The organism is Pseudomonas sp. GW821-FHT07E12, assembly GCF_058986605.1.
In genome coordinates this window covers 25,771-41,437 of record NZ_JBYSVX010000024.1, presented here as the reverse complement: position 1 = coordinate 41,437, position 15,667 = coordinate 25,771, and the positions used below count along the sequence as shown (strand labels likewise).

General features: G+C 68.5%; 10 protein-coding genes and 1 tRNA gene. 3 read left to right on the top strand and 8 right to left on the bottom strand.

Annotated elements, in window-relative coordinates; genetic code table 11:
* Positions 1-287: 287 nt before the first annotated feature.
* A complete protein-coding gene (locus tag AC3WJE_RS13750) occupies positions 288-4,661 on the top strand; it encodes a DEAD/DEAH box helicase (protein ID WP_493731375.1) in 4,374 nt (1,457 codons plus the stop codon).
* Positions 4,662-4,778: 117 nt separating this feature from the next.
* Here the strand turns inward: AC3WJE_RS13750 and AC3WJE_RS13745 are convergent, their stop codons facing one another.
* From AC3WJE_RS13745 to rnd, 7 genes are all read right to left on the bottom strand, one after another.
* Positions 4,779-5,189 carry an H-NS family nucleoid-associated regulatory protein gene (locus AC3WJE_RS13745; RefSeq protein WP_493731374.1) on the bottom strand — a complete coding sequence of 137 codons (411 nt, stop codon included), beginning with the start codon at positions 5,187-5,189 and terminating at the stop codon, positions 4,779-4,781.
* A gap of 172 nt (positions 5,190-5,361) precedes the next feature.
* Positions 5,362-5,437: transfer RNA gene (locus tag AC3WJE_RS13740), tRNA-Ala, on the bottom strand.
* A 96-nt stretch (positions 5,438-5,533) separates the two neighbouring features.
* A complete protein-coding gene (locus tag AC3WJE_RS13735) occupies positions 5,534-6,187 on the bottom strand; it encodes a DUF2894 domain-containing protein (RefSeq protein ID WP_493731373.1) in 654 nt (217 codons plus the stop codon).
* Positions 6,177-6,827: an OmpA family protein gene (locus AC3WJE_RS13730; protein ID WP_493731372.1), complete on the bottom strand. Its 651-nt coding sequence runs from the start codon at positions 6,825-6,827 to the stop codon at positions 6,177-6,179. The genes AC3WJE_RS13735 and AC3WJE_RS13730 overlap by 11 nt, the downstream gene beginning before the upstream one ends.
* Positions 6,824-8,920 carry a DUF802 domain-containing protein gene (locus tag AC3WJE_RS13725; protein WP_493731371.1) on the bottom strand — a complete coding sequence of 699 codons (2,097 nt, stop codon included), beginning with the start codon at positions 8,918-8,920 and terminating at the stop codon, positions 6,824-6,826. The genes AC3WJE_RS13730 and AC3WJE_RS13725 overlap by 4 nt, the downstream gene beginning before the upstream one ends.
* Complete coding sequence (locus AC3WJE_RS13720; protein ID WP_493731370.1) at positions 8,901-9,650, bottom strand: DUF3348 domain-containing protein; 750 nt, start codon at positions 9,648-9,650, stop codon at positions 8,901-8,903. Before AC3WJE_RS13720 ends, AC3WJE_RS13725 begins: the two co-directional genes overlap by 20 nt.
* A gap of 101 nt (positions 9,651-9,751) precedes the next feature.
* Complete coding sequence (gene rnd / locus AC3WJE_RS13715; protein ID WP_493731369.1) at positions 9,752-10,846, bottom strand: ribonuclease D; 1,095 nt, start codon at positions 10,844-10,846, stop codon at positions 9,752-9,754.
* A 96-nt stretch (positions 10,847-10,942) separates the two neighbouring features.
* Between rnd and AC3WJE_RS13710 the strand changes: the two genes are divergently transcribed.
* On the top strand, positions 10,943-12,802 hold the full coding sequence (locus AC3WJE_RS13710) for a formylglycine-generating enzyme family protein (protein WP_493731368.1): 1,860 nt from the start codon (positions 10,943-10,945) through the stop codon (positions 12,800-12,802).
* 126 nt (positions 12,803-12,928) lie between these two features.
* Positions 12,929-14,179: an AcvB/VirJ family lysyl-phosphatidylglycerol hydrolase gene (locus AC3WJE_RS13705; RefSeq protein WP_493731367.1), complete on the top strand. Its 1,251-nt coding sequence runs from the start codon at positions 12,929-12,931 to the stop codon at positions 14,177-14,179.
* Positions 14,180-14,323: 144 nt separating this feature from the next.
* Here AC3WJE_RS13705 and xseA read toward each other — a convergent pair whose 3' ends face one another.
* Positions 14,324-15,661 carry an exodeoxyribonuclease VII large subunit gene (xseA, locus tag AC3WJE_RS13700; protein ID WP_493731366.1) on the bottom strand — a complete coding sequence of 446 codons (1,338 nt, stop codon included), beginning with the start codon at positions 15,659-15,661 and terminating at the stop codon, positions 14,324-14,326.
* Positions 15,662-15,667 lie beyond the last annotated feature (6 nt).

The following is a 15,667-nucleotide window of genomic DNA, read 5'->3' as shown; positions in this document are numbered from 1 at the left end:
ATCGTGCACGGCAGCAGATGGGGCGCGCAGCTATGCGTAGTGGTTTCCCGCTGGTCCTTTTGGGGGCAGGGGGCTCACTTGCCGACGCTCGAAGGAATCTGCTCTCAGCCCTGTGGTGACCCCAGCGGCATCCTCACAAGTCGTTTCCGGTGATGAACGGTTAATCGATCCGGCTCCGCTGCGGCTTGTCGGGGTCGACGCCGGACCCCATCCGAAGGATGTCCCCGCATCCGGCGCCGGTCGGCGCTAACGTGATGCAGACGCCTTCTGGCCCATTCCTTGATGCCATGACTTCCCCGCTGCATCGCTTCCATCCTGCCGTCGCGCGTTGGTTCCGCCGGCGTTTCGCTGCGCCGACCTCGGCGCAGGCCGCTGCGTGGCCCGCGATCGCCGCGGGTCGGCATACGCTGGTGGCTGCACCGACCGGTTCGGGCAAGACCCTGGCCGCGTTCATGAGCGCGATCGACGGCCTGCTGCGTGAGGGCCTGGCCGGCGGTGGCGCGCTGCCGGACCGCACCCGGGTGGTCTATGTTTCGCCACTGAAGGCGCTGTCCAACGACATCCACGCCAACCTGGAGGCACCGCTGAGCGGTATCCGCGCCGAGTTGCAGGTGCTCGGGCTGCCGGACGTGGATATCCGCAGCGCGGTGCGCACCGGCGACACGCCGCAACGCGAGCGCGACCAGGCGCGCCGTCGCCCACCGCATATTCTCGCGACCACGCCGGAGTCACTGTATGTGCTGTTGGGCTCGGCGTCCGGGCGCGAGTCGCTGCGCGAGGTGCGCACGATCATCGTTGACGAAATCCACGCGGTCGCCGCCGACAAGCGCGGCAGCCATCTCGCGCTGAGCCTGGAGCGGTTGCAGGCGCTGGTCGGCGAGCCGCTGGTGCGGATCGGGCTGTCGGCCACGCAGAAGCCGATCGAGGAAGTAGCGCGCTTCCTGGTCGGTGCCGGGTACGTGCATGACGGGCGGCCGGAGTGCGAGATCGTCGACGCCGGCTACGCACGTGAGCGCGACCTCGCGCTGGCATTGCCGCCAACGCCGTTGGGTGCGGTGATGTCCAACGATCAGTGGCTGCAGGTCTACGGGGCCGTGGCCGAGCTGGCACGCGAACACCGCACCACGCTGGTGTTCGTCAACACCCGGCGCATGGCCGAGCGTGCGACCCGGCACCTGGGCGAGTTGCTCGGCAAGGATCGGGTGGCGGCCCACCACGGCAGCCTCGCGCGCGAGACCCGGCTGGCCGCCGAGCAGCGCCTGAAGGCGGGTGAGCTGACCGTGCTGGTCGCCACCGCCTCGCTCGAACTCGGCCTGGATATCGGTGAGGTGGAACTGGTCTGCCAGCTCGGTTCGCCGCGCTCGATCGCGAACTTCCTGCAGCGCGCCGGTCGTTCCGGTCACGCTGTCGATGGCACGCCCAAGGCGCGGCTGTTCCCGACTTCGCGCGATGAACTGGTGGAGTGTGCCGCGCTGCTGGATGCGGTGCGCCGCGGTGAGCTGGACGCGTTGCGAGTGCCGATCGCGCCCATCGACGTGCTGGCGCAGCAGATCATCGCGGAGGTGGCCTGCGGCGATTGCGAGGAGGACGCGTTGTATGCGCTGGTGCGCCGCGCCTGGCCGTACGCGGCGCTGTCGCGCGAGCGTTTCGACGCGGTGGTGCGGATGCTGGCCGAAGGCTTCAGCACGCGTCTGGGTCGGCGTGCCAGCCATCTGCACCGGGACGCGGTGCATCGCGTGCTGCGAGCGCGTCGTGGTGCACGCATCACCGCGCTCACCTCCGGCGGCACGATTCCGGAGACCGGCGATTACACCGTGTTGCTGGAACCGCAGGCCGAGAACATCGGCACCGTCAACGAGGACTTCGCGGTGGAGAGCCTGGCGGGCGACGTGTTCCAGCTCGGCAATGCCAGCTACCGCATCCTGCGCATCGAGCCCGGGAAAGTACGGGTGGAGGATGCCAGGGGCGCGCCGCCCAATATTCCGTTCTGGCTTGGTGAGGCGCCCGGTCGCAGTGATGAGCTGTCGCAGGCGGTCTCGCGTTTGCGCGCAGACGTGGCCGTGCGGCTGCGCGAGGACGGGCGCGAGGTTGCGCAGGCGTGGCTGACCGGGACGCTGGCGCTGCCGCCGGAAGCCGCGCAGCAACTGCTCGATTACCTGGCGCGCGCGCTGGCCGAACTGGGCGAACTGCCCACGCAGCAATGCGTGGTGATGGAGCGCTTTTTCGATGCTTCCGATGGCACCCAACTGGTGATCCACGCCCCCTTCGGCAGTCGCATCAATCGTGCCTGGGGATTGGCACTGCGCAAGCGCTTCTGCCGCACCTTCGATTTCGAACTGCAGGCTGCGGCGACCGAGGACGCGATCGTGTTGTCGCTGTCCACGCGCCACAGCTTCCCGCTGGAAGACGTGGCGCGCTACCTGCATTCGGCCTCGGCCATGCACGTGCTGGTGCAGGCACTGCTGGATGCGCCGCTGTTCGGCGTGCGCTGGCGCTGGAACGCGACCAACGCGCTGGCGTTGCCGCGTTTCAGCGCGGGTCGCAAGGTCGCGCCGCAGTTGCAGCGGATGCGCTCGGAAGATCTGTTGGCCACGGTGTTCCCCGATCAGGTTGCGTGCCTGGAGAACATCGTCGGCGAGCGCGAGATCCCCGATCATCCGCTGGTCGCGCAGACGCTCGACGACTGCCTGCACGCGGCGATGGACAGCGAAGGCTGGCTTGAGGTGTTGCGCGGTATCGAATCCGGTGCGATCGGCGTGCTCGCGCTCGACCTGCCGGCGCCATCGCCGATGGCGGCGGAGGTACTGCAGGCACGGCCTTACGCTTTTCTCGACGATGCCCCTTTGGAGGAACGCCGCACCCAGGCGGTGCAGGCACGTCGTTTCGGCGATGCCGATGACGCCAGCACGATGGGGCGGCTCGATGCCGATGCAATCGCCGCGGTCCGTGTCGAGGCCTGGCCGCAGCCGCGTGATGTCGAGGAGATGCATGAGGCCCTGGATACGCTTGGGCTGCTGACGGCCGAGGAGGTCGAACGCGAGTCGGGCTGGCCGGCATGGCTGCAACAGCTCGCCGCCGATGGACGCGCCACCTGCCTGTTCGTCGAAGCAACACCGGCGCTCTGGACCAGTGTGGAGCGGCTGGAGGCATTACGGCAGGTGTACGCGGATGTCGAGGCGCGGCCCGCGCTGCGCGTGCCGGCGGAGTGCGTCAGCGTCGAGCTGGAGCGCGTCGAAGCTGTGCGTGAGTTGGTACGGGCGCGATTGGCCGGACTGGGGCCGGTCACGCTGATGCAGCTGGCAACGCCACTGCGACTGCCGCAGGACGAGGTGCGCGATGCGCTGCTCGCGTTGCGCCAGGAAGGATTCGTGATGGCCGGGCGTTTCTCCCTGGCAGCGGATGCCACCGATGAGGGGTGGTGCGAGCGGCATCTGCTGGCGCGCATCCATCGCTATACGCTCGGGCGCTTGCGGCGCGAGATCGAACCGGTTTCGCAACGCGATTTCACCCGTTTTCTGTTCGAGTGGCAGCATCTGGCGGGGGCGGCGTGCTTGTCGGGTTCCGAAGCATTCGCCGGGGTGCTGGCGCAACTGGAAGGCTTCGAGGCGCCGGCGGCGTGTTGGGAAGGCGAGTTGCTCGCCGCCCGCCTGCGCGATTACCAGCCGGCCTGGCTGGACGAGCAGTGTGCGGCAGGGCGTGCGTTGTGGACGCGGTTGCGTCCGGCGCCGGCCGCGCGCGGCAGCAGTGGCGCTTCGCTGCGCAGCGTGCCGATCCTGTTGCTGCCGCGGCGCGAAGCGGCGCACTGGCGGCGTCTGGCTACGGCGGACGAAGTCGGCGAGCCACTGCATTCCCGTGCGCAGAAAGTGGCCGATTTCCTGGATGCGCACGGCGCCTCGTTCTTCGACGAGATCGCCGATGCCACCCGTCTGCTCGGTACCGAGCTGGAGGACGCACTGGCCGAACTGGTGATCCGCGGCCGCGCGCATTGCGACAGCTATGCCGGACTGCGTGCGCTGCTGGTGCCGGCGTCGAAGCGTCCGTCGGCGTTGTCGCGACAACGCAGGCGTGCCGCGCTGTCCGGGATCCGCGATGCCGGCCGCTGGTCGCTGTTGCGGATGCCGACCGCGGACACGAACGACGCTGAAGCACGTCGTAGCGCGGTCGAACATGCCGCGCGGACGCTGCTGCGCCGCTATGGCGTGGTGTGCTGGCGGCTGCTCGAACGCGAAGCGTCCTGGCTGCCACCGTGGCGCGAGCTGTTGCGCGTCTACCAGCGGCTGGAAGCGCGCGGCGAGATCCGCGGCGGGCGTTTCATCGCCGGTCTGTCCGGCGAGCAGTTCGCACTGCCGGAAGCGATCGGCCTGTTGCGCCGGCTGCGTCGCGAACCGCCGAGCGAGCAGTGGGTATGCCTGTCGGCCAGCGATCCGGCCAATCTGCTGGGCAGCGTCCTGCCCGGCGAACGCGTGCCGCGCGTGCCCGGCAACCGCGTGCTGTACCGCGATGGTCTGCCGGTGGCGACCTGGGAGGGCGACCGCTTGCAGCCGCTGCAGGCACTCGACGGCGCCGGCCTGGCCGAAGCGCGGCAACGTCTTTCCGGCGTAATGCCGCGCATGCCGTGGGACATGGCGGGTGCGGACCGCTCGGATCTTTCCGGGACCTGAAAACACAACGCCCCGGCATCGAACGATGCCAGGGCGTTGCCGTGGAGCGGAAAACACCGTGTGGCAGAGCCGATCGGCTCCGTCACACCCCGGGCGATGCCGGTTGCAACGATCGGATCAGCCCGGGAATGCCGGGAACTTCTCGTTGGGGTGCTTGCTCTTCCATTCGTTGTAGGCAGCGGTGCCTTCCCAGGCAGCGAATGCCTTCGGGGTGCGGCCGCGGCCGGTCCAGGTCTCGTGGCTGTGCGGCAGCCAGTACTTCGGTGCGACTTCGCGACGGGCATCGGTGCTCGCAGCCTTCTTGGCCTTGGGCTTTTCCTCGCCGATCAGCGCGGAGATCTCGGCCTTCTGCTTGCTGCTGAAGTGCGGGGCGAAGTCGTGCAGCAGGGCGATCACCTGCGCAAAGCCATCGGTCGCGTGCTGCTGGCGCAGCTGTACTTCCTGTTCTTCGAGCTTGCGCAGCTCTGCGGCCAGCTTGGCCTTGGCCTCGGCAATGGCATCCAGGTTCAAAGCGTTCTTGTCGGTCATGGAGTTCTGTCTGGAAAGGGGGTATTGCGGGGTGAGGCAGGACATGCATTGTTGGCGGATTGCCGCTTGCAGGCAATGCCCGAACGGTATTTTGCCGTCCAACGTGCTTGAGTGAGTAATGAATACAGTAAAGCCCTGGCACTGCTGCCAGGGCTTTGGTGCTGAATGGTGTTGGTGGAGCGGAGGAGGATCGAACTCCCGACCTTCGCATTGCGAACGCGACGCTCTCCCAGCTGAGCTACCGCCCCACACGAGGCGGGGATTCTAGCCTGATGGCGGGGTGGAAGCCAATAGCGCCCTGGGCAAGCCGCGTGTGCCAAGCGCGTGCCGGGACGCCGGCCGAGTCACGTGGAGCGGTTGCTCCGGGGGCGCTTCTTGGAATTGACGGGGCGGGGGGCTTCCCTGGCCGGCAAGGCGCCGCCGTCGGTCATCTGTTCCATCCATGACAGGGTGTCGACATACGACAGGAACTGCCGGAGATAACCGGGCGACAACTCGCGCATCAGTGTGAGTGAGCGGTGCACGAGCCTGCCGGAGTTGAGCGGGCCGGCGTCGGTGGGATCCTGCTCCAGCGATTGCCGGATCTGGTTTTCGGTCTGCAGCCTGGACCAGAGGCTCCTGAAGTCGTCGAGTGCGGCCAGCTCGGGGTAGGTGTCGCGTGGGGTGGTGTCGTCGGTATCGAGATCGCCAGCCTGGGCCGTCGCCTGGCGGGTGGCGTAGTCGAGCAGATCGCCGAGCGTTCCCTTGCGGGCGTTGGCTGTCGCGTCGTCATCGCGATCACCGGCGGCGAATGCGCTTGTTTCGAGATCACCGGCATGGGCCTTGATCAGTTGGGACAGTCGATCATCCAGGATGCGTCGCGCTTCACCGCGATGCTCCGCCGCACGTCGTTGCAGCGCTTCGATGAAATAGAAGCGGGTCGGGTCGATGCGATCGGCACCCTGTTCGCGACAGGTATCGATCAGCTGCGTCTGGGCGGGGGTGTCGCTACTGCTCATGAGCCGTCGTGGCCGTCTGCTTTGGCTTCGGAATCGGCGCTATCTCCACGCGTCGGTTGCGCGCGCGGCCGTCTTCGTCGGTGTTCGCGGCCACCGGCTGCTCGGAGCCGAACGCGGCCGCGAACACCGAAGTGGCGGGAACACCTTCGGCGATCAATGCGCGGGTCACGGTCAACGCACGTTCGGCCGACAGCTCCCAGTTGTCGGCGAACTGGCGGTTGCTGTCGCGCACCTGCCGGTCGTCGGTGAAGCCGCTGACCATCAGGATTTCATCGCGCGCCTTGAGATAGCCGGTCAACGGGCCGGCCAGACTCTTGAGCACGTCGCGGCCTTCCGGCTGCAACTGGTCGGAGTTCAGCGCGAACAGCACGCTGCCGCGGATGCCGATGCGGCCATCGACGAGTGTCACCCGTCCGGCGGCCAGCGGCCCGGCCAGCGCCTGCTCCAGGGTCTGGCGGCGCTGCGCCTCGATCCGGCGCTGCTTGATCTCCTCATCGAGCTTGCTGGAAAGCTGCATCTGCATGCCGATGACGCCGACCAGGATCAGCACGAAAGCGCCCAGCAGCACCGACATCAGATCGCCGAAGGCGGCCCAGACCGGCGTCGTCGATTCGGCGTCGCCGTCGATGTCCATGCTCATTCGGCTTCGGCTCCGGCGGCCGTGCGCTGGCCGGCCAGCTGCTGCAGTTCCTCGATGATCTGCCGCTGCGCCAGCACGCTCAGGTCGATCACTTCCCTGGCCTGTGCCACGTAGTAGGCGAGTTGTTCGTCGCTGCGCGTGAGCGACTTGTCCAGCACGCTCTCGACGCGTTGCAGGCGCGCCACCAGCTTGTCGTTGGACTTGCCGAACTGCTGGACGATGCTGCCGAACGCCTCGCCCAGGCTCGCAACCTCGACGGCGCCGGCGGTGACCTGGGCGGTGGCGGTGTCGAGCTTGCCGGCCTCGGTCTCGATGCGATCGCTGAAGCGGGTGCCGACGCGATCCAGCAGGTCTGCCGAGGTCGCGACCAGCGCGTCGATGGCGGTGCGCTGCTCGGTGGCGGCGTGGCTGACGGTGCCGAGCAGGGTTTCCAGCGTGGCCATCAGGCGGTTGCGTTCCTCCAGCAACGCGGTGTCGCGGGCCATGCTGTCGGAGAGCTTCTGGCGCAGTTCGGCGACGACATCGGCGGCGGCCTTGGGCGCTTCGGAAGCGGCCTGCACCAACTGGGAAATCTCGGCAATGGTGTCGGCGGCGTGCGCCTGTGCTTGCGCGGTGATGTCGCGTGCGGTCTGGGCGAGGGTGTCGCAGATGTCGCGCTGACGGCTTGCGGCATGTTCGCCGGCCTGTGCCCAATCGCTGCGCAGGGCCGAGGTCATCGCGCCGAGCGTCTCGGCCCAGGTCGCCAGCCGTTGCTGATCCTGCGACGCCAGCGTCGCCTGCAGCTCCGCGTGCGATTGGTCCACGCTGCGAACCAGCGCAGTCGAATGCTGCTCGATGGTGGCTGCAGCCGAAGTCAGCGTCTGCTGGTGGTGGGCGGTCAGCTTGCCGTTGAGGTCTTGCTGCTGCGACAGCGCCTGGCGCCAGGCCTCGGCGATGCCGTCGGCAGTGGTGTCCAGGCGAGTGGAAACGCCTTCCAGCAGGCCGGCCGAGCGGTGTTCGAAGGTTTCGGTGAAACGATCCAGTGCGGCGTGCAGATGCTGGGCGAGGGTCTCGTTGGCACGCGTGTGGCCGGCCAGCGCCTGCTGCCAGATGTCCGCAACGGTCGTGGTGGAGGTCTCGAAGCCGCTCGACAGGCCGTCCAGTTGCCGCTGCACGGCGTGGGTGACGTTCTCGTGCAGCGTGGCGGTCTCGCGGGTGATGGCGGCCATCGTGGCCTCGGCGACCGGTTGCAGTGCGGCGCTGGCGGCGCGGGCGCTCTCGGCGACGCTGTGCTGCAACGACTGCTCCATCGAAGACGCCAGCTTGGCGTAGGCGGCCTCGGTCCTGGCGTGGAAGGCTTCCTGGCTGGCGAGTTGACGCTCGTTGGCGGCCTGGCCCTGTTGTTCGAGCGTGCTTGCCATCGCTTGCAGGCGATCGACCAGCGTCGGCATCAGTTCGGCCTGCTGCTGCAGCAGCTTGAAGGTTTCCTCGCGCTGGTGGACCTGCGAGTGGACGCGCAGGGTGGTGGCGATGTTCAGGTCCAGCCGTTGCGCCGCCTGCAGCCGCTCGCGCCGGCACAGCGCGGACAGCAGCCCGAGCATGGCGGAGCTGGCGACGCCGGCGATCGAGGTGCCGAACGCGAAGCCCAGGCCCTTGACCGGTGCGGCCAGGGATTCGCGGATTGCCTGCAGGTCGGTGGCGCTTTCCAGTGCGATGCCGGTGCCCCTGAGCGTGGCCATCATGCCCAGCAGCGTGCCCAGCATGCCGAGCAGCACCAGCAAGCCGACCAGGTACGGCGTCAGCGCCGGCCCCGGCAGCGCGACGCGCTCGCCCTCGATGCGCAGGCGCACCGCGTTGCGCAGGCTGGGATGCAGGCGATCGAGCCAGGCGCCCAGGCTGGATGGCGGTGCGGACAGCTCGTCGAGCGCCCGTTCCAGCGTGGAGGTGGCCTGTCGATAGCGATACAGCTCAAGCCCGCCTGCGAGGTAGCAGGCGCCGATCAGCAATGCGACCGACAGGGCCAGGGGATTGGTGGCGGCATAGCCGGCGCCGATCCAGCCGACGACGGCCAGTCCGACGAGAAATACGGCGTGATTAAGCAGTTTCCTGAACATGGAGCGGGTTGTGGCCTTTGAAGTGAGTGCGAAGGGCGGCAAGCAGGCCTTCGATCGGTTGTAGGCGGACATCCAGTTCGGCGAGCAATGCGCCCTGCATGTCCTTGCGGAAGGTGTCCAGCCACGCGCTGGGCGCGGGCGTTGCGGTGTCGGTGGAGGCCGGCGTGTCTTGCTGCGCGTCGTCCGGCGTTTCCTGCGCCGCCTCGCGCAGGCGTTCGAAATGTCGGCCGAGCAGGGCCGGTACCCGCGACAGCAGCGTCCACTCGCGTCGGCTCAGCGCCCGCTCCATGGCCGCATCCACCGCCGCGAGCCGGGCCATGTCGGCGGTTCCGAGCGCCAGCATGTCGCGCAGGCGGCCACGCAGCTGGCCGATGCTGGTATCCATCGTCTGTTGCAGGGCCAGGTGGCGCTGGCGGAAGAACGCGTAATCGACGATGTCGCTGCTGCCAGCGGCATCGAAGGCGCGATCGCCGGCGATGGCCTCGACCAGCGCGGTACGCACGCGGGCGCACTCGACCTCGCCGGCACCGCCCGCAGGCGGCCCGTCGGAAGTCGTCACCGAGGGCCTCCCTTCCAGTGCCGTGGACAGCGCGATGGCGTGATTGAGGTCGAGCCACTCGCTCAGCCGGTGCGAGAGCAGCGGCTTGGGAGGATGAACGTCGACGTCCGTCAGGCGCGCGAGCAGGCGGATGAAGGTCGGGCCACGGATCGTACGGCGGGGAAGTTGCACCATGCTGCTGGCGGAAAATTAACCAGTTTACACGCCGGCAGCAGGCCATCTGTCAATTTAATGACAGGCGCCTGCCGGGGCGGCATCCGATCCCGAGGCGATCAGCCGGCGGTCGGATCGGATGCCAGCAGCGGCAGCAGCCGCGATTCCAGCTGCTGCTTGCGCCAGCCACCGAGCGGGACCGGCCAGTGGCCGCTCTCGATCAGCGATTCGAGATGGCGGCGCGAGGCCAGGACGCCGTCGGGCAGGGCCAGCTCGCGGCTGTGTGTGGCGACCGCGTCCTGCAGGCGCTTGAGCGTGGCCTTGTGACTGTCGTTGGCGGCGATGGCCTGTGGTGCGTCCTGTTCATCGTCCAGCGGTGTGGACAGGGCCTGCCACAACGCGCCGTTGAGCTTGCGGGGCGCCTTGGGCAGCTTGTCGAGCTGGCGCTGCAGGGCGGCCTCGTCGGCGGGCGGCGTGCGCGCCAGGGCGACGGCCAGTTCGTTGTCGAGGATCCAACTGCGCGGCTTGTCGCTCTGGCGGGCCTGGCGGTCGCGCCAGCGCAGCAGCCGCAGCAATCGCAACTGCGCGTCGCGCTCCAGGAACTGCGCGCTGCGCATCGATACGTGCGGCCAGCGTTCGAGTTCGTCGTGCTCGACCGTGGCCAGCAGGCGCTCGCAGTCTTCGGCCAGCCAGCCGGTACGGCCCTGTTCCTGCAATCGCGCCGACAGCGTGTCGTGCAGCGCGAACAGGTGGTGCACGTCGTCGGCGGCGTATTCCAACTGCGCGGGCGAGAGCGGGCGGCGCAGCCAGTCCGAGCGGGTCTCGCCCTTGGCCAGCAGGGTGCCGGTGAGTTCGTGGACCAGTTTCTGATAGCCCATGCCGGCACCGATACCGGCCAGCGCGGCGGCGATCTGGGTGTCGAACAGCGGCCTGGGCACCACGCCGCAGGTCCACTTGAACGCCACCAGATCCTCGCTGGCGCTGTGCATCACCTTGACGATGTCGGGCGAGGTCAGCCAGGGCTTGAGGGCTTCGGCGATGCCCGGTGCCAGCGGATCGACCAGCAGGATGTCGTCCTCGATCGCGATCTGCACCAGCGCCAGCTGCGGCCAGTAGGTGCGCTCGCGGATGAATTCGGTATCCAGTCCGATGCGGGTGGGGCGGCGCTGCAGATAGGCGTCGAGGTCGGCAGGCTGTGTGATCCAGTGGGGCACGTGAGGTCCGTGAGTGCGAAGGTGGGGCTCGGCGGGTAAGAATAGCCCAGCCCTGCCGACGGCCTGCGGGCGCAACGTCGGTGAAGAGGAGGAAGGTTGCCAAAACGCGTCGCGTATTCCGTGCTGATCGCCTTGCTGTTGCTGGCTGCGGCGTGTTCGCCTTCGTCCTCCGCACCGGAGCCGCCACCTGCCGCGGCGACCACGCCGGACGCGCCGGGCAGCGCGCCGCAGGTGACGATCGGCGGCGAAGGCGCCGCCGAATCGGTGGCGAGCTGGCAGCCGCCGGCGGTGACGCTGGACCGGGCCGGTCTGCCCGAAGCACGCCGCCACGCCGCGCAGGCGCTGAAGGAAGGGCGGTTGTTCGAGACGGCCGATGATGCGATCCCGCTGTACCTGGCGATCCGCGCGCTGGCCCCGGACGATGCCGCAGCGCGTTCGGGCCTGCGCACGGCGCTGCAGCGGCTGCTGGAGCAGGGCGCGGACCTGCTCGCTCGCCCCGAATACACCAGCGAGGCGCTGGAGCGGGCCCGATTGACGGCAATGGTCGCGCTGACGCTGCAGCCGGAGGAGGCGCGGGTACGCGCGCTGTTCGGGCGTGTGGAGACCGCGCAGCGCGTGCTGGCGTTCGATCGGGCCGGCGAGGACGACGTGCGCGCCGGCCGTCTCGGTGAAGACGGCAATGGTGCCCTCGACAATTTCCGTGAGGCGCTGAAGCTCGATGCGGACGATGCACGGGCGCGGCAAGGGTTGGCGGCGGTGGAGAGCGGCTTGATCCGGCGCGCCGAGCAGGCTGCGGAAGTGTCCGATTTCGACGCCGCACAGCGTTGGCTGCGCGTGGCCGCTACGGTGCGCACGTCGTCGCCGACGATGACCGATGCCCGCCTGCGTGTAGCCGGCATCCGCAAGGCCCAGATCAGTGCATTGCACGATGGTGGGCTACGCGATCTGACTACGCCGGCGGGCCTGAAAGCGGCGCGCGAGAAGCTCGGTGAAGCCCTGCGCATCGCCGAACCGGGCGACCCGCAGGTGGCAGATCTGCGCCGGCGGGTCGAGCTGGCGATCCACTACGGCAGCTTCCGTCCCGGCCAGGTGTTCACCGATGGCATGCAGAACGGCGGCCGTGGCCCGCAGATGATCGTGGTGCCGCACGGAGCATTCACGATGGGAGCCAGCGACATCGACCCGGCCGCCACCGATGCCGAGCGCCCGGCGCACTACGTCCGCTTCGAGCGTGGCTTTGCGATGTCGATCACCGAGGTGACGGTGGCCGAGTTCCGCGTCTTCGTCGAGCAGGCCAAGGCCCGGCCACGCGCGACCCGCCGTGGACACTCGGTGGTCTACGACGAACGTTCCGGCAACTTCATCCGCCGCAGCGGCGTGGACTGGCAGTCCGGCTACAACGGTGCGGCCGCCGCTCCCAACAGCCCGGTGATGCACGTCAGCGTGCGCGATGCGGAGGCCTATGCCGCGTGGTTGTCGGAGCAGACCGGCCGTCATTACCGACTGCCGACCGAGGCCGAATTCGAGTACGCGCTGCGCGCCGGCAGCAGCGGGCGCTATCCGTGGGGCAATGCCGGCACGCCGCCGGAGAACGCCGGCAACTTCACTGGCGGCAATGACATCTCGCCGGGGGGGCGGCACTGGAACAACGCCTTCACCGGCTACGGCGACGGCTTCTGGGGGCCGGCACCGGTCGCCAGTTACCGCGCCAACGCCTGGGGCCTGCACGACATGGCCGGCAACCTGAGCGAGTGGGTGGCCGACTGCTGGCATTCCAATTACCGGCGCGCACCCACCGATGGCGCGGCGTGGTTCAACCCCGGTTGCCGGCAACGCCTGGTGCGCGGCGGCAGCTGGGCGAATTCGCCGCAGCAGACGCGCGCCTCGTGGCGGCTCTCGCAGGACTCGGACACGACCAACGCCCGGATCGGCTTCCGGCTGGTGCGTGGCATCTGACGGGTCGTTGAAGCTTGTTCCAATTGCGTTAACAGCCCATAACCGTTGCGAAGGCTCCATGGGCCACGCGGGGAACCGGCTGGGGCATCGTGGGTCGAATCGGCTGCATGGGCAGGGTGGGTTCCGATGAAGTGGCAGATCACGGTGTTCAGGTGGGTCGTCGCGTTGCTGCTGATCGTCGGCAGCGGCTTCGCGGTCGCGCGCCACGTGCACGACACCGTCGGCGGTCGCTACGGCCAGCCTGAGATCCTGCATCCGACGGGTACGCCGAAGGCGCTGGTGCTGGTGTTTCCCGATCCTGCCTCGCCCGATCGGGCCCGTGCCGCCGCGCACCGGCTGGTCAAGGCGGGTGCCCTGGTCGCGGTGATCGACACGGGTCGTTACCTGGATGGCCTGAGTGAGGCGGCCAAGCTGGATTGCACCGGTCTTGGCGACGACGCCGAGCACCTCGGCAAGCACCTGCTGCGCGACGGGCATGTCGATATCTTCCTGCCGCCCCTGTTGGTCGGTGACGGCGAGGGCGCGTTGCTGGTCCGGCAGACGATGGCCGCTGCCGCCTCCGACGTTCTGGCAGGCGCGGTCGTCATCGACGACATCACCGCGAAGTCACGCATCAGCTGTGGCACGCAGGCACCTTCGGCGGCGCAGGGGACGCTTGCGGTGGTCGCGGCAGCGATGTCGGCCGACCAGCTTGCGCAGACCGCCGAGGCACGTTTCCCGGCCGCCGACGGCAATGCGCTGGACGGCTTGCCGCTGGTGGAAATGCATGTGCCGGGCAGCAGCCGGCTGGCGATCATCTTGTCCGGCGACGGTGGCTGGCGCGAGCTGGACAAGGGCGTCGCCGCCGAACTCAATCGGCAGGGTGTGTCGGTGGTGGGCTGGAATAGCCTTCGTTACTTCTGGAGCGAGAAGACCCCGCAGCAGATCGCCGACGATCTGGGCCGGGTGATGACCGAGTACCAGCGACGCTGGCAAGTCAATGACGTGGCGTTGGTGGGCTATTCGTTTGGCGCCGACGTGATGCCGTTCGCCTACCAGCGCCTGCCGGAGGCGCAACGCCAGCAAGTGAACTTCGTCTCGCTGCTCGGTCTGGCGCATGGCGCCAGTTTCAGGGTGCGTGTCGGCGGCTGGCTGGGGCTGTACAAGGCCGAGCAGACCCCGATCCTGCCGGAACTGGCGAAGATGCCGCCAGCGCTGCTGCAGTGCATCCACGGTGAAGAAGAGAAGGGCTCGTTGTGCCCTGAACTCGAACCGCGCGGTATCGAGGTGGTAGCGCGGCCTGGCGGTCACCACTTCGATCACGACCCGACCAAGCTGGCGACGATCATCCTGCAGGGTTGGCAGCGCAGATTGCCGACGACTGCGATGCATGCCTGAGTGGGTTTGATGCTTCGTCAGCAAGAGCTCCAGCGATGGTTGCAGCGTTTCCGGATCAAGTGATGACGAACGCCATGAACCGTAGGAGCGGCCCTAGGCCACCCAGAGCCGCTCCTACGGGGAACGGGATATAAGCGAGTTGCCCTAGGTATCTTCAGGCTCCACGCGCAGCTTGAGCGTGCCGTCGCCGAGCCGCGCGTGCAGGCGCTCCCCGGGGTGCACCTGCTGCCGTGAACGCACCAGTTCGCCATCGTCGGCACGGGTGAGGATGGAATAGCCACGCGCCACCGTCGCCAACGGGCTGATCGCCTCCAGCGAGCGTGCCAGTCCACGCAGGCGCAATGATTCCTGCTGCAGTCGTCGCTGCATCGATGGCTGCGGGTTCGCCGCCAGCAGGCGCTGGCGCAGGCGTGGCAGTTCCCGTACCGGATCGTGCAGTCGCAGTACTGCACCAGCACGTTGCAGACGGCTGTGCAGGCGCTCGAACAACTGCACTCGCTGGGCCTGCAGGCGGCGCAGTGCTTCTTCCTGGCGACGATGCAGCAGTTGCAGGCGGGCCTGCGGGCTCTGCGCATTGAGGCGCAGCGCGGCGCGATCGCTGCGCTGCATCGCCTGGTCGAGCCGGTGCCGCTGCAACTGCAGCAGACGGGTATGCGCGCGCTGCACACGCACCGCCAGTTCACGCTGGTCGGGCACCAGCAGCTCGGCGGCGACCGAGGGGGTCGGTGCGCGCAGGTCGGCGGCGAAATCGGCCAGGGTGAAGTCGGTCTCGTGGCCGACTGCCGATACCACCGGCGTGGCGGAAGCCGCGATCGCGCGGGTCAGCTGCTCATCGTTGAACGCCCACAGGTCTTCCAGCGAACCGCCGCCGCGGGTGAGCAGGATCACGTCGTAGCGACCGCTGGCATCGGCACGCCGCAGCAGGTCTGTGATCTGCGCCGCGGCGGTTTCGCCCTGCACCAGCGACGGCAGCAGCTCCACCTCGAGCATCGGAAAGCGCCGCGCCAGCACGCTGAGCACGTCGCGCACCGCTGCGCCGGTCAGCGAGGTGATCACCGCCAATCGGCGTACGTGCGCGGGCAGTTCGCGCTTGCGCGCCGGATCGAACAGGCCTTCGGCTTCCAGGCGCGCGCGCAGTTGTTCGAAGGCGCGGCGCAGGGCGCCTTCGCCGGCTTCTTCCAGGTGATCGAGCACCATCTGGTAGTCGCCGCGCGCTTCGTACAGCGTGAGCCGGCCGCGCGCCAGCACGCGCAAGCCTTCGCGCGGCTGGAACTTCAGCCACTGGCTCTTGGGCTTGAACATCGCGCAGCGCACCTGGGCGCGTGCGTCCTTCAGGGTGAAGTACAGGTGTCCCGACGAGGGGCGGGTGACGTTGCCGAGCTCACCCTCCACCCACACCAGCGGGAACGCGCCTTCGAGCAGGTCGCGGGCGAGCGTATTGAGCTGGCTCGGGGTGAGGATCTGATCGTCGCGGGCAGGCATCGCCGG

What these genes read in the sequence shown, in the direction of transcription:
- AC3WJE_RS13735 (WP_493731373.1), bottom strand. Translation starts at nt 6,187, where the DNA reads ATGAGCAGTAGCGACACCCCCGCCCAGACGCAGCTGATCGATACCTGT.
- AC3WJE_RS13745 (WP_493731374.1), bottom strand. Translation starts at nt 5,189, where the DNA reads ATGACCGACAAGAACGCTTTGAACCTGGATGCCATTGCCGAGGCCAAG.
- AC3WJE_RS13750 (WP_493731375.1), top strand. Translation starts at nt 288, where the DNA reads ATGACTTCCCCGCTGCATCGCTTCCATCCTGCCGTCGCGCGTTGGTTC.
- xseA (WP_493731366.1), bottom strand. Translation starts at nt 15,661, where the DNA reads ATGCCTGCCCGCGACGATCAGATCCTCACCCCGAGCCAGCTCAATACG.
- AC3WJE_RS13730 (WP_493731372.1), bottom strand. Translation starts at nt 6,827, where the DNA reads ATGAGCATGGACATCGACGGCGACGCCGAATCGACGACGCCGGTCTGG.
- AC3WJE_RS13725 (WP_493731371.1), bottom strand. Translation starts at nt 8,920, where the DNA reads ATGTTCAGGAAACTGCTTAATCACGCCGTATTTCTCGTCGGACTGGCC.
- AC3WJE_RS13705 (WP_493731367.1), top strand. Translation starts at nt 12,929, where the DNA reads ATGAAGTGGCAGATCACGGTGTTCAGGTGGGTCGTCGCGTTGCTGCTG.